General features: G+C 51.2%; 20 protein-coding genes. 10 read left to right on the forward strand and 10 right to left on the reverse strand.

All coding sequences use genetic code 11. The features are described from left to right. Position 1 precedes the first annotated feature (1 nt). From C0K55_RS18235 to C0K55_RS18245, 3 genes are all read left to right on the forward strand, one after another. Positions 2-391, forward strand: a complete 390-nt coding sequence (locus C0K55_RS18235) for an allophanate hydrolase-related protein (RefSeq protein ID WP_000214035.1) — start codon at positions 2-4, stop codon at positions 389-391. Positions 392-416: 25 nt separating this feature from the next. After that, positions 417-1,640 carry a cytosine permease gene (locus C0K55_RS18240; protein WP_016249449.1) on the forward strand — a complete coding sequence of 408 codons (1,224 nt, stop codon included), beginning with the start codon at positions 417-419 and terminating at the stop codon, positions 1,638-1,640. A gap of 77 nt (positions 1,641-1,717) precedes the next feature. After that, the gene (locus C0K55_RS18245) at positions 1,718-2,614 is read left to right on the forward strand and encodes a LysR substrate-binding domain-containing protein (RefSeq protein ID WP_105266477.1); all 897 of its coding nucleotides are present in this window, start codon (positions 1,718-1,720) and stop codon (positions 2,612-2,614) included. Positions 2,615-2,707: 93 nt separating this feature from the next. On the opposite strand, the gene metE is transcribed toward C0K55_RS18245, so the two are convergent. Further along, positions 2,708-4,969, reverse strand: a complete 2,262-nt coding sequence (metE, locus tag C0K55_RS18250) for a 5-methyltetrahydropteroyltriglutamate--homocysteine S-methyltransferase (RefSeq protein WP_105266478.1) — start codon at positions 4,967-4,969, stop codon at positions 2,708-2,710. 117 nt (positions 4,970-5,086) lie between these two features. Here metE and metR point away from each other — a divergent pair, with 117 nt between their 5' ends. Then, positions 5,087-6,040, forward strand: a complete 954-nt coding sequence (gene metR / locus C0K55_RS18255) for an HTH-type transcriptional regulator MetR (protein ID WP_000573631.1) — start codon at positions 5,087-5,089, stop codon at positions 6,038-6,040. Here the strand turns inward: metR and bioP are convergent. The 3 genes from bioP to pldB all read right to left on the reverse strand — a co-directional run bounded on the left by bioP (position 5,928) and on the right by pldB (position 8,735). Continuing rightward, entirely contained in the window at positions 5,928-6,827 is a 900-nt protein-coding gene (bioP, locus tag C0K55_RS18260; protein WP_001196250.1) for a biotin transporter, read from the reverse strand. The two genes, metR and bioP, sit on opposite strands and share 113 nt — an antisense overlap. Positions 6,828-6,902: 75 nt before the next feature. Next, complete coding sequence (gene yigL, locus C0K55_RS18265) at positions 6,903-7,703, reverse strand: sugar/pyridoxal phosphate phosphatase YigL (protein WP_000285344.1); 801 nt, start codon at positions 7,701-7,703, stop codon at positions 6,903-6,905. A 15-nt stretch (positions 7,704-7,718) separates the two neighbouring features. Further along, positions 7,719-8,735, reverse strand: a complete 1,017-nt coding sequence (pldB, locus tag C0K55_RS18270) for a lysophospholipase L2 (RefSeq protein WP_016262690.1) — start codon at positions 8,733-8,735, stop codon at positions 7,719-7,721. Positions 8,736-8,845: 110 nt separating this feature from the next. On the opposite strand from pldB, the gene rhtB reads away from it, so the two are divergent. Further along, positions 8,846-9,466: a homoserine/homoserine lactone efflux protein gene (rhtB, locus tag C0K55_RS18275; protein WP_000142511.1), complete on the forward strand. Its 621-nt coding sequence runs from the start codon at positions 8,846-8,848 to the stop codon at positions 9,464-9,466. Between the two features lie 59 nt (positions 9,467-9,525). Here the strand turns inward: rhtB and rhtC are convergent, their stop codons facing one another. The 3 genes from rhtC to pldA form a co-directional block, all read right to left on the reverse strand. Then, entirely contained in the window at positions 9,526-10,146 is a 621-nt protein-coding gene (rhtC, locus tag C0K55_RS18280) for a threonine export protein RhtC (RefSeq protein WP_000928833.1), read from the reverse strand. 63 nt (positions 10,147-10,209) lie between these two features. Continuing rightward, positions 10,210-12,039 carry an ATP-dependent DNA helicase RecQ gene (gene recQ / locus C0K55_RS18285; RefSeq protein WP_024191924.1) on the reverse strand — a complete coding sequence of 610 codons (1,830 nt, stop codon included), beginning with the start codon at positions 12,037-12,039 and terminating at the stop codon, positions 10,210-10,212. 131 nt (positions 12,040-12,170) lie between these two features. After that, positions 12,171-13,040: a phospholipase A gene (gene pldA / locus C0K55_RS18290; protein WP_001259597.1), complete on the reverse strand. Its 870-nt coding sequence runs from the start codon at positions 13,038-13,040 to the stop codon at positions 12,171-12,173. A 165-nt stretch (positions 13,041-13,205) separates the two neighbouring features. Between pldA and yigI the strand changes: the two genes are divergently transcribed. The 4 genes from yigI to C0K55_RS18310 all read left to right on the forward strand — a co-directional run bounded on the left by yigI (position 13,206) and on the right by C0K55_RS18310 (position 15,651). After that, positions 13,206-13,673: an acyl-CoA thioesterase YigI gene (gene yigI / locus C0K55_RS18295; RefSeq protein WP_001277134.1), complete on the forward strand. Its 468-nt coding sequence runs from the start codon at positions 13,206-13,208 to the stop codon at positions 13,671-13,673. Between the two features lie 217 nt (positions 13,674-13,890). Next, complete coding sequence (rarD, locus tag C0K55_RS18300; protein ID WP_000380004.1) at positions 13,891-14,781, forward strand: EamA family transporter RarD; 891 nt, start codon at positions 13,891-13,893, stop codon at positions 14,779-14,781. A 94-nt stretch (positions 14,782-14,875) separates the two neighbouring features. Further along, positions 14,876-15,256 carry a hypothetical protein gene (locus C0K55_RS18305; protein WP_001517380.1) on the forward strand — a complete coding sequence of 127 codons (381 nt, stop codon included), beginning with the start codon at positions 14,876-14,878 and terminating at the stop codon, positions 15,254-15,256. A 14-nt stretch (positions 15,257-15,270) separates the two neighbouring features. Beyond that, on the forward strand, positions 15,271-15,651 hold the full coding sequence (locus tag C0K55_RS18310) for a DUF2628 domain-containing protein (protein ID WP_000032592.1): 381 nt from the start codon (positions 15,271-15,273) through the stop codon (positions 15,649-15,651). Between the two features lie 42 nt (positions 15,652-15,693). Here C0K55_RS18310 and corA read toward each other — a convergent pair whose 3' ends face one another. Then, entirely contained in the window at positions 15,694-16,644 is a 951-nt protein-coding gene (corA, locus tag C0K55_RS18315) for a magnesium/cobalt transporter CorA (protein WP_000947160.1), read from the reverse strand. A gap of 151 nt (positions 16,645-16,795) precedes the next feature. Further along, the gene (ysgD, locus tag C0K55_RS26670) at positions 16,796-16,852 is read right to left on the reverse strand and encodes a protein YsgD (protein ID WP_211180520.1); all 57 of its coding nucleotides are present in this window, start codon (positions 16,850-16,852) and stop codon (positions 16,796-16,798) included. Positions 16,853-17,043: 191 nt separating this feature from the next. Here ysgD and C0K55_RS18320 point away from each other — a divergent pair, with 191 nt between their 5' ends. Beyond that, a complete protein-coding gene (locus C0K55_RS18320; RefSeq protein ID WP_236942608.1) occupies positions 17,044-17,778 on the forward strand; it encodes a phosphodiester glycosidase family protein in 735 nt (244 codons plus the stop codon). Between the two features lie 156 nt (positions 17,779-17,934). On the opposite strand, the gene uvrD is transcribed toward C0K55_RS18320, so the two are convergent. Next, a complete protein-coding gene (gene uvrD / locus C0K55_RS18325; RefSeq protein WP_105266479.1) occupies positions 17,935-20,097 on the reverse strand; it encodes a DNA helicase II in 2,163 nt (720 codons plus the stop codon). Positions 20,098-20,167: the final 70 nt, after the last annotated feature.

A 20,167-nucleotide genomic window follows, 5' to 3' on the forward strand; every position in this document is an offset into this window, starting at 1 on the left:
AATGACTACAACACTTTTAGCCGTTAACGGAACGCTGATGCGCGGCCTGGAACTCAACCCAAATATGCAAAAAGCGGGCGGCATTTTTGTCCGTGAAGACCGAACTGACGCCCATTACCGGTTGTGGAGTATTAACGATCGCCATCCGGGAATGATTCGCGTGAATGAAGGGGGAACACACGTCGACGTAGAAATTTGGCAACTGCCACTGGCCAGTTTTGCCGCTCTATTAATGAGCGAACCTGCCGGACTGGCAATTGGCAAAATCAAACTTGCCGATGGTAGCGAAGTGCTGGGCGTACTGGCAGAAAACTGGCTGACGGAAGGCCAACGGGAAATTACAGAACTGGGTAGCTGGCGCAAATACACCGGGCATTTTCATACTGTGTAACGCGCATTTATAAAGGGAACATACTATGCGTAAAAAAGAAGAGAATCTGAATACGGCATCAGGATTGCGTATTGCCATGATTTTGCTGGGTATTGCCGTCACACCTGTGCTGTTGTCATCCTCAAGCCTCGGCAATCAACTTTCCAGCGGCAGTTTAATTAGCGTCGTATTGTTAGGCGGCGTCATTCTGACCTTACTTTCTACCATCACCATTAGCGTTGGAGAAAAAGCCCGCCTGCCAACGTATGGCATTGTGAAATATTCGTTTGGCGAAAAAGGGGCCATTGCCATTAACATGTTGATGGCGATAAGTCTGTTCGGCTGGATTGCCGTTACCGCCAATATGTTTGGTCATTCGGTACATGACTTACTGGCCCAGCATGGGCTGGAAGTTCCACTGGCACTGTTAGTGGCGCTTGGTTGTGTCATTTTTGTCGCCTCTACGGCATTTGGTTTTGCCGTTCTGGGAAAAATTGCCCAGATTGCCGTGCCAGTTATCGCGCTGGTGCTGTGTTACATCCTCTATGTGGCAACCCATACCGAAGTAGCAGCACCAGCAGCGATAGTGGAGATGAATACGGGTGTCGCCGTTTCCACCGTTGTTGGTACGATTATTGTACTGGTTGCCACACTGCCTGATTTCGGTAGCTTTGTGCATAACCGCAAACATGCGCTGATTGCCGCAGGCGTGACGTTTCTGGTTGCCTACCCTCTGCTCTACTGGGCGGGTGCAACGCCGAGCGCCATTAGCGGTCAGGGATCTTTACTGGGTGCAATGGCGGTATTCGGTGCGGTTCTGCCCGCGGCGCTGTTATTGATTTTCGCCTGCGTCACCGGTAACGCGGGCAATATGTTCCAGGGCACGCTGGTGGTTTCCACGCTGCTTACCCGCTTTCCAAAATGGCAGATTACCGTGGCGCTGGGTATCCTTTCCGCCATCGTAGGCAGTCTGGATATTATGGCGTGGTTTATTCCGTTTCTACTGTTCCTCGGTATCGCCACGCCACCCGTTGCCGGAATTTATATCGCTGACTTTTTCCTTTATCGCCGTAATGGCTATCAAGAGTCAGTATTAGCCCAGGAGTCACAGATTAAAGTGCTGACATTCGCAGCCTGGATCATAGGCGCTGCGGTTGGCTTTATGACGGTAAAAGGCTTATTCACCCTGACGACGATCCCTTCGGTGGACTCTATTCTGGTGGCATGCATCGCGTATGCGATTCTCAGTCGGGTAAGTCAACACCGCTAATTCCTGGGTATACTCAAGCAATGATTACGGCTGAATCTGGAGTGATTCAGCCACTTTACCACTGACCAGGGAGCCTTATGTTCATCTCAGACGAAACGCTTTGTGTTATTCATCTGGTCGCCAGACACCAGAGCATTACCACCGCAGCCGAGCAGTTAAATAAAGTTCCTTCCGCCATCAGCTACACCATTAAGAAAGCAGAAGAGAGTCTGAGCGTTGAACTGTTCATTCGTAAGGGACGCTATATTGAATTATCTCCGGCCGGGAGTTACTTCATCGAACATAGCAAAACTATTCTGGGCGACCTGGAAGCATTAAAGCGCAACACAGTGCTGATTCACGATGGTATTGAACGTGAACTGACAATTGCGGTGAACAATATTATTCCTGGTGATTTGCTGGTGGCATTCATTCGAGATTTTGAACGGCAATTCACATCAACAACACTGACAGTAGATCTTGAGGTATACAACGGCTGCTGGGATGCGCTGTACAGTAAGCGTGCCGATCTGGTCTACGGTGCTCCTCATGCAGTGCCAAGCAGTGAAGGCATCATTAGCGAACCGGTCGGACAAATGGAATGGGATTTTGTCGTCAGCCCACTCCACCCACTGGCAGCGAAGCGGCATCCATTAGAAAACAGTGAATTGCGTCATTATCCGGCGGTTTGTATCCGCGATACCTCCGTTAATTTCCCCCCGATGCAAGCCTGGCTACTGGAAGGACAAAAACCCATTTTTGTTCCTGACTTCACTACGGCAATCGCCTTAATAGAACAAAACGTCGGTATTGGTTATATTCCACATCATCTGGCATTGCCGTTATTAAATAGCGGTAAATTACTGAAAAAGCCGATGCGCGAACATAAACACGCCACCAAGTTATTTCTTGCCGCTCGTTCCGATGGTATGGGCAAAGCCTGTCAGTGGTGCATTGAGTATTTAAGAAATCCGCAATTAATTTTCTGCTCCTGAAGATCCACTTAATACCAGGCACACATAGCAAAATGGCTTCCAGTGCTGGAAGCCATCATCGTACTGCAATTTACAGTGACTCGTTAATACTCATCACCCCCGACGCAAGTTCTGCGCCGCCTGCACCATGTTCGCCAGTGCCGCGCGGGTTTCTGGCCAACCACGCGTTTTCAGGCCGCAGTCCGGGTTGACCCACAGGCGCTCTGCCGGAATACGTTGTGCCGCTTTCTTCAGCAGGGATTCAATCCATTCCACGCTCGGTACGTTTGGCGAGTGAATGTCATAGACGCCAGGACCGATTTCATTCGGATAATCAAACTCTTCAAACGACTCCAGCAACTCCATGTCGGAGCGCGAAGTTTCAATGGTAATGACGTCTGCGTCCAGCGCCGCAATCGAATCCATGATGTCGTTGAACTCGCAATAACACATGTGGGTGTGAATTTGCGTTTCATCCTTCGCCACGGCGGCGTTGATACGGAAGGCCTCTACGCCCCACTGGAGATAGGCATCCCAGTCGCTGCGACGTAGCGGTAAACCTTCGCGCAGTGCCGGTTCGTCAATCTGGATGATGCCAATTCCAGCGGCTTCCAGATCCGCCACTTCATCACGCAGCGCCAAAGCGATCTGTTTAGCGATGGTTTCACGGCTGACATCTTCACGCGGGAACGACCAGCAGAGAATCGTCACCGGCCCCGTCAGCATCCCTTTCACCGGTTTGTCAGTCAGCGATTGCGCATACTTTGCCCACTCAACGGTAATCGGCGCCGGACGGCTAACGTCACCAATGACAATCGGCGGCTTAACGCAGCGGGAACCGTAGCTCTGTACCCAACCGTTTTGTGTGAAGACAAAACCGTCGAGATGCTCGCCAAAGTATTCCACCATGTCGTTACGTTCAGCTTCGCCGTGCACCAGCACATCCAATCCCAAACGTTCCTGCTCAACAATGGCCTGCTTGATATGTTCCGCAATACCCGTGCGGTAGTTGTTGGCGTCAAGATTGCCCTTTTTGAAATCCAGACGCAGGGTACGAATTTCCGTGGTTTGCGGGAAGGACCCAATCGTGGTGGTCGGCCATGCGGGCAGTTTAAAACGCGCACGCTGGGCTTCAGCACGCACTTCATAGACATTCGCACGCTGACTGTCCTGGGCGGTAATGGCTGCCAAACGTTTTTCTACAGCCGGATTATGTACGCGGGTTGAGTGACGGCGCGCCTGAATCGGTGCGCTCCACTCTGCCAGAGCTGCCGTGTCACCACTGTTCAACGCATCGCGTAGCAGTGCCAGTTCATGACATTTTTGCAGGGCGAAGGCAAACCAGCTTTTCACTTCTGCATCAAGGCGCGTTTCCACGCTCAGGTCGATAGGGCTATGAAGCAGTGAGCAGGAAGATGCCACCCATAAATCACGTTTACCGACAATGTCCTTAATTTGCGCATATTTCTCGGTGAGATCGGCGCGCCAGACGTTACGACCATTGACCAGTCCGGCAGACAGCAGCCAGTCAGAAGGCAGGCGCTTGTGTAGTTCTGCTACATCATCTTTGCCATGTACGAGGTCGACATGCAGACCCTGAACAGGCAGCGCAGTAATCGTGTCGAGGTTCGGTGTTACGCCTTCAAAATAGGTGGTCAACAGCAGTTTCACCTGCCCCTGCAGTGCATCGTAAGCAGGTTTATACGCGTCCAGCCACGCCTGCGGCAGTTCCAGTACCAGCGCCGGTTCGTCGATCTGTACCCACTCAATGCCACGTTTTGCCAGTTCCGCCAGAACTTGCTGATAAACCGGCAGAATGTCATTCAGCAGACTCAGGCGATCAAACTGTTCACCTTTCACTTTGCCCAGCCACAGGTAGGTGACCGGCCCCAGTAGCACAGGCTTCACCTTGTGGCCCCGCGCCTGCGCCTCATCCACTTCATCCAGCAACTGCGTCCAGGTCAGTTTGAATTGCTGCCCTTTAACGAACTCCGGCACCATGTAGTGATAGTTGGTGTTAAACCATTTGGTCATTTCCGCCGCCGCCGCAGGTTCGCCAGTTGGCGCACGTCCACGACCAATACGGAAAAGGGTGTCGATATCTACAGAACCATCTTTGTTCTGATGACGCGCCGGAACGTTACCCAGCAACAGGCTGGTGGTCAGAACATGATCGTACCAGGCAAAGTCGCCCACCGGCAGCAAGTCGATACCGGCCTGCTTTTGTTGATCCCAGTGACGGGCACGCAATTCACGCCCCACCGTCAGTAATTCTTCACGCGTGGAGTTCCCCGCCCAATAACTTTCTTGTGCTTTTTTCAGCTCGCGACGCAGGCCAACGCGAGGAAAACCGAGGGTGTGATTAAGAATTGTCATTATATGCCCCTTATGGAATTTTTAGTATTTAGACGTCCAGATGTTTACACATCCATAATTGGCGGTTACTGTATATTCCTCAAGCGCAAATTATTCATGCCGAAGTGAAGGACTTTCATGATCGAAGTAAAACACCTGAAAACGCTACAAGCGTTGCGGAACTGCGGCTCGCTCGCAGCCGCTGCGGCGACGTTGCATCAGACGCAATCCGCCCTGTCTCACCAGTTTAGCGATCTGGAACAACGTCTTGGCTTCCGGCTATTTGTGCGTAAAAGCCAGCCGCTACGCTTTACGCCGCAGGGAGAAATTCTGTTACAACTGGCAAACCAGGTACTGCCGCAAATCAGTCAGGCACTGCAAGCCTGCAATGAACCGCAGCAGACTCGCCTGCGTATCGCCATCGAATGTCATAGCTGTATTCAGTGGCTGACGCCCGCGTTAGAAAACTTTCATAAGAACTGGCCGCAGGTCGAGACGGATTTTAAATCGGGCGTAACCTTTGACCCGCAGCCCGCGTTGCAACAGGGCGAGCTGGATCTGGTGATGACATCCGATATTCTGCCGCGCAGTGGCCTGCATTACTCGCCAATGTTCGATTATGAAGTGCGTCTGGTGTTAGCACCTGACCATCCACTGGCTGCGAAAACGCGGATCACGCCGGAAGATCTCGCCAGCGAGACGCTGTTAATTTATCCGGTGCAGCGTAGCCGACTGGATGTCTGGCGGCATTTTCTTCAGCCCGCAGGCGTCAGTCCGTCACTGAAAAGCGTCGATAACACCTTATTGTTGATTCAGATGGTTGCCGCGCGGATGGGTATTGCCGCCCTGCCGCATTGGGTGGTGGAGAGCTTTGAACGCCAGGGTTTGGTAGTGACTAAAACCCTTGGCGAAGGATTGTGGAGCCGACTGTACGCCGCCGTTCGCGATGGCGAGCAGCGTCAGCCGGTTACGGAAGCGTTTATTCGCTCAACGCGCAATCACGCCTGCGATCATCTGCCGTTTGTGAAGAGCGCGGAGCGACCCACTTACGATGCACCCACAGTGAGGCCAGGATCACCAGCGCGCCTGTAATAAACGTTGGCCAGTGCGGCTGTTGGTGCCAGATTGCCAGGTTAACCAGCAGCCCTGCCGGAACATGCATATTATTCATAATACCCAGCGTTCCGGCGTCCACCTGAGTCGCGCCGTAGTTCCACATAAAGTAACCAATCCCGGAGGCCACCACGCCAAGAAACACCAGAATGCTCCATTGCAGCGTAGTTTCCGGCATTTTCTGCGTATTGCCCAGCAAGAACCATGCAATCACCGCCACCAGGAACGCGCCGAGATAGAACCACGCAAAGGCGTTATGCTGCGGCATCGGGCGGGTTTCCATCAGGCGTTTATAGCCCACCATACCAATCGCGAAAGTGATATTGGAGAGTTGCACCAGCAGCAGGCCAGTCCAGAAATGGTCAGTGACCTGATCGTAACGAATAATCCCGGCACCAATAACTGCCAGCAAGGCGCTAAAAGCGTAGCCCCAGCGCAGACGGCGCTTACTCATGATGTCATAAATCAGCGTGATGTAGAGCGGCGTCAGGACGGTAAATAACAGCAGTTCAGAGACAGTCAGGTAAAGATAGGCACGGAAACTAAGCATATACATAATGCCAAGCTGCATCGCGCCCACCAGCATATACAGGCCAATGGTTTTCAGGCTATTGCCTCGGGTACGCAGAAACGGCAGAAAAACGAGCGCCGCCAGGCCAACGCGTACCAGCACCGAAAAATAGCTGTCGACGTGCCCCGCAAGGTACTCGCCGTAAAAGCTAAAGGAGAAGGCCCACAGAATAGTGGTGATGATTAGTAGCGCCACAATGGAAAACTCTTTGATTAACGAGTATCCATTGTAGCGAAGTATCAGGTTGACAACTGAACAAATAAAGAACGATTACGATAAATAGAGCTTACGCAGATAATGCGGCACCGCGTCTTCGGCATTAGTCCCAATGACTTCCAGTTCCGGATGCAGATCTTTCAGACGCTGGTGCGCGCTGCCCATAATGCAACCTTTCCCCGCCATCGACAGCATTTCGGCGTCGTTCATCCCGTCGCCAAAGGCAATGCAATCCTTCAGACTGTAACCCAGTTTCTTCGCCACCGCTTCCAGCGCATGGCCTTTAGAAACACCGCCAGCCATCACTTCCAGACAGGTTAAGGTAGAGAAGCTGACGTTGACGCGATCGCCCCAGCGAGCATTGATTGCTTGCTCAAGTGGTAACAATTTTTCATGAGAATCGCAGGTGAAGAATACTTTGCTGACGCCTTCCGGCTCCAGCAATCCCGGCTCATACAGAGCATATTTGAATACCGCTTCTTTAAAAAAGCGCATCTCTTCCGGGCGGTGGCGGTTCATAAACCATTCATCATCACGATAAACGTTAGTAATGATGTCCGGGTTGTCGTTGACCACGCCAAACAGATCGCTGGCAATGTCATGATCCAGGTTATGAGCAAAAATCAGATTGCCATCGAGGTCGTGAACGCGCGCGCCATTGGAGGTGATCATGTACGACTTAATCTCCAGATTATCGCGAATTTGCCCCACATCGACGTGGTGGCGACCGGTCGCAAACACAAAGTTGATACCGCGCGCAGTGAGCAATTTCAGCGTTTCTTTGGCGTAAGGGGACAACGTATGGTCGGGGGAAAGTAACGTACCATCTAAATCAGACGCAACAACCTGATACATAAGAAATTTAAACCTCTATAACGAGCGACTTCCGCTGGATGTGTTATGCCGGTCGAAAAATTCGACGATGGCGTGGAGCGCGACTGAGCGCATTGCGTCCTTTTCAAAAAGGATCTCGTGGTACGCACCTTTAATTACCAGCGGTCGCCCCCCTTCTACAGGATGACCCGCTGCGGCGCGGAGTTCACAAAAACGGTCGTGCATACGGTTATCTACCACACGTTCTTCTTCGGCCTGCAAGAGAAGCGTTGGTGTGGCGTCATCACCCGCACCGGCTAACACCTGTTCGCCAGCCAGAATACTTTCGCGTACCCAATGGTAGGTCGGCCCACCGACGCGAATCGTTGGATCATCAGCATAGAAGCGTAAATTACGTCGATATCGCTGTCTGCTGTGGGTCAGTACATTGATGGCAAACGGCAGCGCGCGCCAGCGACCGGTGCCTATTGCATAGCCATCACGAAAACGTGGGTGCGCTTCAGCCCAGTTAAGGATTTTCCGCGCCATAAATGACGGCATACGAATCACAATACCGAACATTGGTGCAGTTAGCGCAATGGCGTCACATACACCTGGATGGCGTTGCAGAAATAATGTGGAGATCGCGCCGCCCATCGAATGTGCCAGTATATAGCGTTTACGCCACGGGCCTGGCTGGATCTCTTGTTGCCAGAATGCCGCCAGGTCATCGACATAATCATTAAACTGGTTCACGTGTCCGAGATGCGGATCGGCTAACAGACGACCGGAGCGTCCCTGCCCTCGATGGTCGATGATTAACACATCAAACCCCAGATGGAACAGGTCATAGGCTAGTTCGGCATACTTTACATAGCTCTCAATGCGCCCCGGACAAACGACGACTACCCGGTCATGTTGCGGAGCGCAAAAACGGACAAAGCGCACCGGAATATCATCCACGCCAATAAACTCTGCCTCGTCCCGCTGACGCCAGAAGTCAGTCAGTGGCCCCATCGTAAAAGCAGCAAACGCTTTTTCTCTTGTTTCCCAGTCTTTTTGCTGCTGAAACATCGGGTAATCTGCCTCTTAAACCACGTAAAATCGTTTTTTTAAGCGTGTCTGACACAACGCCGCGACAGTAGCGTATTGTGGCACAAAAATAGACTATCCGGGAGATTCCCATGACCTTTGAATGGTGGTTCGCCTACTTGCTGACATCGATCATTTTAAGCCTCTCGCCAGGCTCTGGCGCAATCAACACCATGACGACCTCACTTAACCACGGTTATCGCGGTGCGTTAGCGTCTATCGCTGGACTGCAAACCGGACTGGCGATTCATATTGTATTGGTTGGTGTGGGTTTGGGTACGCTATTTTCACGCTCGGTTATTGCTTTTGAAATATTAAAATGGGCAGGTGCCGCCTACCTGATTTGGCTGGGAATTCAGCAATGGCGCGCCGCCGGAGCTATCGACCTCAAGTCGCTGTCCCCAACCCAATCTCGCCGTCATCTGTTTCAGCGAGCCGTGTTTGTGAATCTTACTAATCCCAAAAGTATTGTGTTTCTGGCGGCGCTATTTCCACAATTCATCATGCCCCAGCAGCCACAACTGATGCAGTATATCGTGCTCGGCGTCACCACCATTGTGGTCGATATTATTGTGATGATCGGTTACGCCACCCTCGCCCAACGGATTGCACTCTGGATTAAAGGGCCAAAACAAATGAAGGCGTTGAATAAGATTTTCGGCTCGTTGTTTATGCTGGTGGGAGCACTGTTGGCATCGGCCAGACATGCCTGAAAATCATGTCGGATACGGCGAAACGCCTTATCCGACTTACTCTGATGACGCGTCAGGTATCAACGCGAAATAATCAAATGTATGCCAAATCCGGCAAATAACGCTCCGGCAAAACCATCGATCCACTTCGACAGGCGCTGATAACCACGGCGCATCTTCGGCAAGGCAAACAGGCTGGCAACGACGGTAAACCACGCCAGCGTTTCGATAATGATCAGCGCGAAAATGCCCCAACGAGCGGTGGTGCCGACGTTATCACCGACAAACAGCGAGAACACCGAACCAAAGTAGATAATCGCTTTAGGATTGGCGAGATTCGTCAGCAAACCTTTCAGGAAACTGCGTCCACTTTTCGCCAGTTCCACCTGTGGTGCAGGCGCAGAAACCGTCTCTTTTTTCAGTGCGCCGCGCAGCATCTGGTAACCCATCCAGCAGAGATACAGCCCACCGCCAACCATAATCAGCGTATGCAGCCAGGCCATTTTTTCGATAATCAGATGCAAGCCAAGCAGCGCGATCCCTGCCCAAACCATTACACCACAGGTAATACCCAACACGCCCATCATCGCTTCTTTTCGGGAACGACTAACGGCAGTCTGAGAGACAAAAAAGAAATCGGGACCGGGACTCATAAGCGCCACAATATGCACCATGGCAACGGTGAGGAATAACATCAACATACATTTGACTCGTGGGGAAAACGTTTACGGAATATTCATCCTGGCACTTTTTTATGCCGATGACTACTCTTCGTCGTCGCCGTCGACATGCGCGCGGATCAGCGTCATAAACGGTTTGCCAAAGCGTTCCAGCTTACGCATCCCGACACCGTTAACGCTCAACATTTCGCTGGCGGTGATCGGCATCTGCTCTGCCATCTCAATCAGCGTTGCATCGTTAAACACGACATATGGCGGAACATTGCTTTCATCAGCAATAGACTTCCGCAGTTTGCGTAATTTAGCGAACAGCTTGCGGTCATAATTGCCGCCGAATGATTTCTGCATCACCTTCGGTTTAAGCGCCACAATACGCGGCACGGCGAGTTGCAGAGGGGATTCGCCACGCAGCACCGGGCGCGCGGCTTCTGTCAGTTGTAGGGCAGAATGCTGGGCGATGTTTTGTGTCACCAGACCGAGGTGAATCAGTTGGCGAATTACGCTCACCCAGTGCTCATGGCTTTTCTCACGCCCCATGCCATAGACTTTCAGTTTGTCGTGACCGTAGTCGCGGATACGCTGGTTATTGGCACCGCGAATCACTTCCACCACATAGCCCATACCAAAACGCTGATTCACCCGGCCAATGGTGGAAAGCGCAATCTGCGCATCGGTTGAACCGTCGTATTGTTTCGGCGGATCGAGGCAGATATCGCAGTTACCGCACGGCTCCTGACGACCTTCGCCAAAATAGTTCAGCAACACCAGACGGCGACAGGTTTGCGCTTCGGCAAATGCGCCCATCGCATTGAGTTTATGGCGCTCGATATCCTGCAACTGCCCTTGTGGCTTTTCTTCCAGACAACGACGCAGCCACGCCATATCGGCCGGATCGTAAAACAGCATCGCTTCCGCTGGCAGGCCATCACGCCCGGCGCGACCGGTTTCCTGATAATAGGATTCAATGTTGCGCGGAATATCAAAATGCACCACGAAGCGAACGTTAGGCTTGTTGATGCCCATGCCAAACGCCACGGTCGCCACGACAATTTGCAGATCATCGCGCTGGAATTTCTCCTGCACATCGGCGCGGACATCGTTTTCCAGTCCGGCGTGATACGCTGCTGCGCTAATCCCCTTGCTTTGCAGACGCGCGGCGGTGTCTTCCACTTTCGCCCGACTGTTACAGTAAATAATGCCGGACTTACCCCGCTGTTCCTGCACGTAACGCATCAGTTGATCGAGTGGTTTGAACTTCTCCATCAACATGTAGCGAATATTCGGGCGGTCAAAACTGCTGATTTGAATCAGCGGATCGTTCAACCCGAGCAGGCGCACAATATCTTGTCGCGTGGTGTCGTCGGCGGTGGCTGTCAGCGCCATAAATGGCAGCATCGGGAAACGCTGGCGCAGTTGACCAAGCGCGGCATATTCCGGGCGGAAATCGTGTCCCCATTGGGAAATACAGTGCGCTTCATCAACGGCTAATAAGACAGGATTCCAGTGCGCCAGATGCTCAAGGAAGTTATCCAGCATCAGGCGTTCTGGTGCGATATACAGCAGGCGAATTTGCCCGGTACGGCAGCCAGTCATCACTTCAAGCTGCTGCTCGCGGGTTTGCGTTGAGTTAAGGCACGCCGCCGCCACACCGTTGGCTTGCAGTTGATCCACCTGGTCTTTCATCAACGAAATCAGTGGTGAAACAACAACGGTCAGGCCGTTCAATAACAACGCAGGAATTTGATAACACAGAGATTTGCCGCCGCCGGTTGGCATAACGACGAGGCAATCGCGACCGGAAAGTACGGTGTCGATAATTTCTTCCTGGCCTGGGCGAAACTGTTGGTAGCCAAAGGTTTCTTGTAAAACCTGTTTAGCTCCGGACTCCAGATTCAACACTTCCGCCTGCGCCACATTCACCCCGATTGCCTGAAATAAAAACAGGCGCTATTTTCAGCGCCTGAGCGAGAAACTGCAATGCTTTTAGCGCCAGGATGGATAACGTTGGAAGTAAGATTCCAGTTCTGCCTGCCGCTCAACTCGCATTAGAACAGGTCGTTTAGCATAACCCCCACACCGACGCGGGTCTGGTTAAAGTTATAGTCGATAAGTGATTCGCCGTAACCGCTGTAGACCTGAGTATAAAGACGCACATGTTTGGTGATTGGGTAACTTAAGCCTAACTCTGCGCCGCCGTAACCGGTGTTCCAGTTATACTGCCCTTTCGCGCTCAATACCGCATCACCGAGGTGATAGCCGATTTTAAGCTGGTAGTAACCCATATATTTGGTGATATCCGGGTTATCGTCCGTATTACCCACCACATACCACGGCTTCACTTCTACCAGCCAGTTACCGTTTTCTGCCATCAGGCGGGTATAAAGGCGGTTCCAGCTACGGGACGTCGGGTCAGAACGCCCGTTCGAGTCATGGTTGTAGCCCATCTCCACATCGCGCAGTGTCCAGCCTGCAAAACGGTAATCGGTAGCAAAACCGAGGAACAATTGCGGTTCATAGTTGGTTTCACGAAACGGCGATGACTCTTCGCTATTAGAAAGCTGCCACCAGGATTTCTGGGTGTAGGAAGCGCCCAGTACAGAGTTTGGCCCCAAAATCCCCCGCCACAGCGGAAACGCCAGACTCAACTGGAATTTCACTTCATCCTTACGCGCGTTTTCTGCCCAGTCGTAGCTGGCAATCGCTTCTTTATTCAGATCGCTGGTCTGGGTATAGATGATGTAGTTGGTGTCATAAGGATAAAGGGTGAAAGGATTATCATGCTCCTGCAACATATTGGCGATAATGCTGCCACGTACTGCAGGCGCATCATGCACATCTTTCACCGTTGCCTCTTGCGCATTTGCCACTATCGGCAGCATACACACCGGCAACAAGCAGCCCAGTAGAGTCCGCATCGATCGTGTTCTCCGTAACGAATTATTGATTAGATGAATATTTTTTCTGCGGGCTATTTTACATACTTAACTCAATTGCCGTTAGTTATCCCTTCCTAAAGTAGAAACCAACAACAAAGAAGCATAAAATCAACATTTCATTAACCACTGAAGTGTAAGGATGATATGTCTGCCGTACTGACTGCCGAAAAAGCCCTGAAATTAGTGGGTGAGATGTTTGTTTATCACATGCCGTTTAATCGGGCATTGGGGATGGAACTGGAGCGTTACGAGAAAGAATTTGCGCAACTGGCCTTTAACAATCAGCCAATGATGGTTGGTAACTGGGCACAAAGCATTTTGCACGGCGGGGTGATTGCGTCGGCGCTGGATGTCGCCGCTGGCCTGGTATGTGTAGGTAGTACCTTAACCCGCCACGAAACCATCAGTGAAGATGAACTGCGCCAGCGGTTATCGCGGATGGGAACCATTGATCTTCGCGTCGATTATCTGCGCCCAGGCAGAGGCGAGCGTTTTACAGCCACCAGCAGCCTGTTACGTGCGGGTAATAAAGTCGCCGTCGCCCGCGTTGAACTGCACAATGAAGAACAACTTTATATTGCCAGTGCTACCGCCACCTATATGGTGGGTTGAAAATCTAAAAGCAGGTAAACTGCTGAGACTGATAACAAACGCAAATTGCCTGATGCGCTACGCTTATCAGGCCTACCAGAGAAATGCAATATATTGAGTTTGCATGATTTTGTAGGCCAGATAAGGCGTTAACACCGCATCCAGCATGGGCAAAGCGCACTTTGTCAGCAATCTGAGCAGGTAAGCTGCCGTTAACAATTAAAAATGAGTTTTTCCAATGGATACCAAACAAACGCGGCAGGGCGTATTACTCGCTCTTGCCGCTTATTTTATTTGGGGTATTGCTCCTGCGTACTTCAAGCTGATTTATTACGTACCTGCTGATGAGATCCTGACGCATCGTGTAATCTGGTCGTTTTTCTTTATGGTGGTGCTGATGAGCATCAGCCGCCAGTGGTCCTATTTAAAAACCCTGATTCAGACGCCACAGAAAATCTTTATGCTGGCAGTCTCTGCTGTGCTGATTGGTGGCAACTGGCTACTGTTTATCTGGGCAGTGAACAATCACCATATGCTGGAGGCGAGTCTCGGTTACTTTATTAACCCGTTGGTGAACATTGTGCTGGGAATGATTTTCCTCGGTGAGCGGTTCCGCCGGATGCAGTGGCTGGCGGTAATTCTGGCGGTGTGTGGTGTGCTGGTCCAGCTCTGGACTTTTGGTTCGCTGCCAATCATCGCGCTGGGTCTGGCATTTAGCTTTGCCTTCTATGGTCTGGTGCGTAAGAAGATAGCGGTAGAAGCACAAACTGGCATGTTAATCGAAACCATGTGGCTGCTGCCCGTGGCGGCGATTTATCTGTTTGCTATTGCTGACAGTTCTACCAGCCATATGGGGCAAAACCCAATGTCGCTGAATTTACTGCTGATCGCTGCTGGAGTTGTCACCACCGTTCCGCTGTTGTGCTTTACCGCCGCCGCCACGCGCCTGCGTCTCTCCACTCTGGGCTTTTTCCAGTATATTGGCCCGACGCTAATGTTCCTGCTGGCAGTAACGTTTTATGGTGAAAAACCGGGTGCCGATAAAATGGTGACATTTGCCTTTATTTGGGTGGCACTGGCGATTTTTGTAATGGATGCGATTTATACGCAGCGTAGAACGACCAAATAAAAAATAAATATATTCTGAAAAAATATGCCTGCTCTTGCACGAGAGTGGGCATATTGTCATGCTGGCAGGAGATTAAGACAAGGATGTAAAATTAATGTTACGTGTATTTATTCCAACATCTGATGGTAGGATTTCCAGACGCCATTATATATTGTCATTTACTTTGACAAACCTAATTTGCACCTTCCTTATTGTCTTCTTTGCAAATGTGGAAGCAAATTTTCTTGTTATAGCCTCTACTCTCTTACTCCATTATCTCGTCATCAACATGAGTTGCCAACGACTCCGTGATAGTGGGTTCACGTATATAAAAACTTATATTTTTGGTACATTAGCAGTCTATATCGTCTCTTTCATCACAATGATTGCCGAACATTTTGACTGTTCAGGCACTGGTTCTATGATTTTCTTAATTTGCTACTTTTCCACTTTCAGTATGCTAATGCTTGCACCTACTGATTCATCAAAACAATAGTTAAGGGAGTATTTATGAGTAAGGAATATATGAACGATGGTTCATTAACTGAAAAATGGAAATTTCGATTTAATTTTTATGAAAAACATGGTTTTCCTGGATTCTGGGGAGCAACACCTGAATATAAAACAGCATATAAAGAATTAAAAATAAGACAACGATTAACTATTCAAATGAATTTTATTGCTTTCTTCTTTTCCTGGATATATTTATTTGTTCTCGGGTTATGGAAAAAAGCGATTATAGTTCTATTACTTGGCATTTTATCTCTATTTGTCGGTGCATTAATTGGCGTTAACATTCTGGGAATTGTTGTAGTAGCCTATGTTGCTGTTAACACGAATAAATGGTTCTATGAGAAAGAGGTAAAAGGATTAAATACCTGGAGCCTTTGAATGACCGGTGGCTTAGCCTGGCTAAACCACCATTCTCGTTTTTTACAACCAGTTCTTCCGCTTAAAGTACAGATACGGCGCCAGGCCCGCGAGGATCATAAAGATAATTGCGCCCGGGTAGCCGAAAGTCCACTTCAGTTCCGGCATAAACTCGAAGTTCATCCCGTAGCTGGAAGCGACCAGCGTCGGCGGCAGGAACACAACGGATACCACCGAGAAGATCTTGATGATGCGGTTCTGCTCGATGTTGATAAAGCCCATCGCCGCCTGCATCAGGAAGTTCACCTTCTGGAACAGAGACTCGTTATGTGGCAACAGGGATTCGATATCTCGCAGGATCTCGCGCGCCTGCTCCAGTTGCCCACCCGGTAAGCGCGCTTTGCGCACCAGGAAGTTGAGCGCACGCTGGGTATCCATCAGACACAGGCGAACTTTCCAACCGATATCTTCCAGTTCTGCCAACGTGGAGAGCGCCTCGTCGTACTCATCGCCCTGACGCCCTTCCATAATCACCCGGCTCAGTTGCTCCAGATCGCTGTAGATGTTTTCAATTTCATCTGCCAACTGTTCAATTTTGGTTTCGAACAAATCCAGCAGTAACTCGTAGGCGTTACCGTCAACCATCGACTGGCTACGGGCGCGCATACGATACAGACGGAATGCAGGCAACTCACGCTCACGCAGGGTAAACAGGCGGCCATCACGGATGGTAAATGCCACGGTGGAGTTACCGGCGTGATCTTCCGCATCTTCAAAGAAGAAGAAGGAGTGAATATGCAGGCCGTCATCGTCTTCAAAGAAACGTGCCGATGCTTCGATGTCTTCCAGTTCCGGGCGAGTTGCCAGGCTCTGGCCAAGTTCAGATTGTACGCGCAGTCGCTCGTCGTCATCCGGTTCGACAAGATCAATCCATACTGCATTGACAAGGGGTTGTGACTCTTCGACTTCCAGCCGGGTCAGTCGGTTATTTTCCAGTTGAAATGCGCTCAGCATGACCGGGACTCCCAATGCTTAAAATATCGGACAGTTCGGTGGGCACACAGAAACATATTGGGTTTCAGACCATTAAACAGCCTGACTCAGCGCGACGGGAAAAATTGAGGTCGCTGACAACCGCTAAGGCTATCAGCAAAAGGGGATAGCCTTAGGAGTTGATCCTGGATGACAGGATAGTGAGCCAGTATCTACTGGGTGTGTCCAAGGCGAATGTCCTCTTAGAGTGATCGTGCGCGCATGTTACGCCAGCAAAATTTTGCCGTCAACACGCAACGGAACACCACAGAACAATAGTTGAACTTCGCGCTTTTCGGTACTCGTCAAGGTCATTAACAGGATAAAAAAATCCCACATCCAGAACCTATAATGGCGCATTGACTACTCATTGGTAAAGGAATGATCACCTTGAATCTCAAACGGATTTTTCTCACTCTCACCTTACTCCCCTTGTTTGCTGTTGCCGCTGATAACTGCACGCTCTCCGATCCGACGCTGACCGTACAAGCGTATACCGTCAATCCCCAGACAGAACGGGTGAAAATGTACTGGCAAAAAACTAATGGCGAAGCATGGGGAACATTTCATGCGCTGCTGGCTGATGTTGACAGCCTGGGGCAAGTGCAGATGGTGATGAACGGAGGTATTTATGATGAAGGTTATGCGCCTCTCGGTTTGTACATCGAAAACGGTCAACAGAAGGTAGCGTTAAATCTCACCTCGGGGGAAGGTAATTTCTTTATTCGTCCTGGCGGCGTGTTTTATGTTACGGGAGATAAAGCCGCTATCGTTCCGCTGCAGGCATTTAAAGCCAGTAAAGATATTCAGTTTGCGGTGCAGTCGGGGCCGATGTTGCTGGAGAATGGCGTGATAAATTCGCGTATTCACCCCAACGTCGCGTCGCGCAAAATCCGTAACGGTGTAGGGATTAATAAACAAGGTAACGCAGTATTTTTGCTCAGTCAGCAGGCGACAAACTTTTATGATTTTGCCTGCTATGCCAAAGCGAAACTGGATGTCGGGCAGTTGCTTTATCTTGATGGCACTATCTCACATATGTATGTGAAAGGCGGCGCGATCCCCTGGCAACGTTATCCCTTCGTCACCATGATTTCCGTCGAGCGGAAAAGTTAGAACGATAGTTTTATGTCAGATACTGAATATGGTGCAGATGCCGGATGCGGCGTAAACGCCTTATCCGGCCTACATGACGTTGCAATTTATTGAATCTGCATGATTTTGTAGGCCGGATAAGGTGCGCAGCACCGCATCCGGCAACGGAATCGTAAATTACACCGTCTCCAGCCGGGCGTAAGCCGCCACCAGCCATTTAATACCCTGGCCCTGGAACGCCACCTGCAGGCGGCTATGCTCGCCGCTGCCTTCCATATTGACGATAGTCCCTTCACCAAACTTGACATGGCGCACACGCTGGCCGAGTTTGTAGCCGCTGTCGTTCTCAGCCAGTGGCGTACCCATACGCTGATGACTGACCGGACGACTCACCGTAGCGCGTAATCGCACCTCTTCCACACATTCTTCCGGCAGCTCACCAATAAAGCGCGACGGGCGATGGTAAACCTCTTTGCCATACAGACGGCGAGTTTCCGCATAGGTCAGCGTCAGTTTCTGCATCGCACGGGTTACCCCAACGTAGGCCAGACGACGTTCTTCTTCCAGACGCCCACCTTCATCCAGCGACATCTGGCTGGGGAACATTCCCTCTTCCATACCGACGATAAATACCTGCGGGAACTCCAGCCCTTTCGCTGAGTGCAAAGTCATCAACTGCACCGCATCCTGCCAGGTATCCGCCTGCCCTTCACCCGCTTCCAGTGCCGCATGCGAGAGGAAAGCCTGCAGCGGCATTAAATCTTCATCTTCTTCGTTGTAGCTGAACTGGCGCGTTGCTGTCACCAGTTCCTCTAAGTTTTCAATACGCGTCTGGCCTTTTTCGCCTTTCTCCTGTTCATACATGGTACGCAGGCCAGAGTCTTTAATTACCCGGTCAGTCTGTACATGCAGCGGCATATCGGCAGTTTCTTGCGCTAAGGCGTCAATCAGTTCCATAAACCGTTGCAAGGCGCTGGCAGCGCGCCCAGCGAGGGCTTTTTCCTGTAACAGTTCACGACACGCCTGCCAGAGAGTTAGCTGGCGATCGCGCGATGTCTGGCGAACTACGTCCAGCGTCCGATCACCAATACCCCGCGTTGGCGTATTCACCACGCGCTCAAATGCCGCGTCATCGTTACGGTTGGCAATCAGGCGCAGATACGAGAGCGCATCTTTGATTTCCTGGCGTTCGAAGAAGCGCATACCGCCATAAATACGGTACGGCATACTGGCCTGCAATAAGGCTTCTTCCAGCACACGCGACTGGGCGTTGCTACGGTAGAGAATGGCGCACTCAGCGAGCGCCCCGCCATTGTCCTGCCAGGTTTTGATGCGGTTAACCACAAAACGCGCTTCGTCGAGTTCGTTAAAGGCACAATAAAGGGAAATCGGCTCACCGTCCGCGCCATCGGTCCACAATTTTTTACCTAAGCGTCCATTGTTGTTTTCAATCAGGGCGTTGGCGGCGCTCAGAATGTTACTGGTGGAGCGATAGTTCTGCTCCAGACGAATAGTTTCGGCACCTGGGAAATCATTGAGGAAACGCTGAATATTCTCGACCTGCGCACCGCGCCAGCCATAAATTGACTGGTCATCATCACCGACGATCATCACTTTGCCGGTATCCCCCGCCAGCAGGCGGATCCACGCGTACTGAATGTTGTTGGTATCCTGGAATTCGTCCACAAGGATATTGGTAAAACGTTCGCGGTAGTGCTGAAGGATATGCGGCTTGTTAAGCCACAGTTCGTGGGCGCGCAGCAGCAGTTCAGCGAAGTCCACCAGGCCCGCGCGGTCACACGCTTCCTGATACGCCTGATAAACCTTCTGCCAGGTTTGCTCTACCGGGTTACCGTAGCTCTGAATATGATGCGGCCGCAGGCCTTCGTCTTTCTGGCTGTTGATGTACCACATTGCCTGGCGCGGCGGCCACTGCTTCTCGTCGAGGTTCATCGCTTTGATCAAACGCTTGAGCAGGCGCAGTTGGTCTTCGCTATCGAGGATCTGGAAATCCTGCGGTAGGTTAGCGTCCATATGGTGCGCACGCAGCAGGCGGTGCGCCAGCCCGTGGAAGGTGCCAACCCACATGCCGCCCTGGCTGGTGCCCATCAATTGCCCGATGCGATGGCGCATTTCCGCCGCCGCTTTGTTGGTAAACGTCACCGCCATAATCGAGTACGGCGAGCAGTTTTCCACGCTCATCAGCCACGCAATACGATGCACCAGAACGCGCGTCTTACCACTGCCCGCGCCCGCCAGCACCAGAAGATTGCTGCGTGGCGCGGCCACCGCTTCGCGCTGTTTGTCATTAAGGCTTTCGAGCAGGTAAGAAACGTCCATTGGCACCGCCGCGTAAAAATGTTGGGGCGGAGAAGCGCAACGCCCTCCGCCAAAAAGCTGGGTATATATA

The organism is Escherichia sp. MOD1-EC6098, assembly GCF_002965865.1.
In the GTDB taxonomy this organism is placed as follows: Bacteria; Pseudomonadota; Gammaproteobacteria; order Enterobacterales; family Enterobacteriaceae; genus Escherichia; species Escherichia marmotae.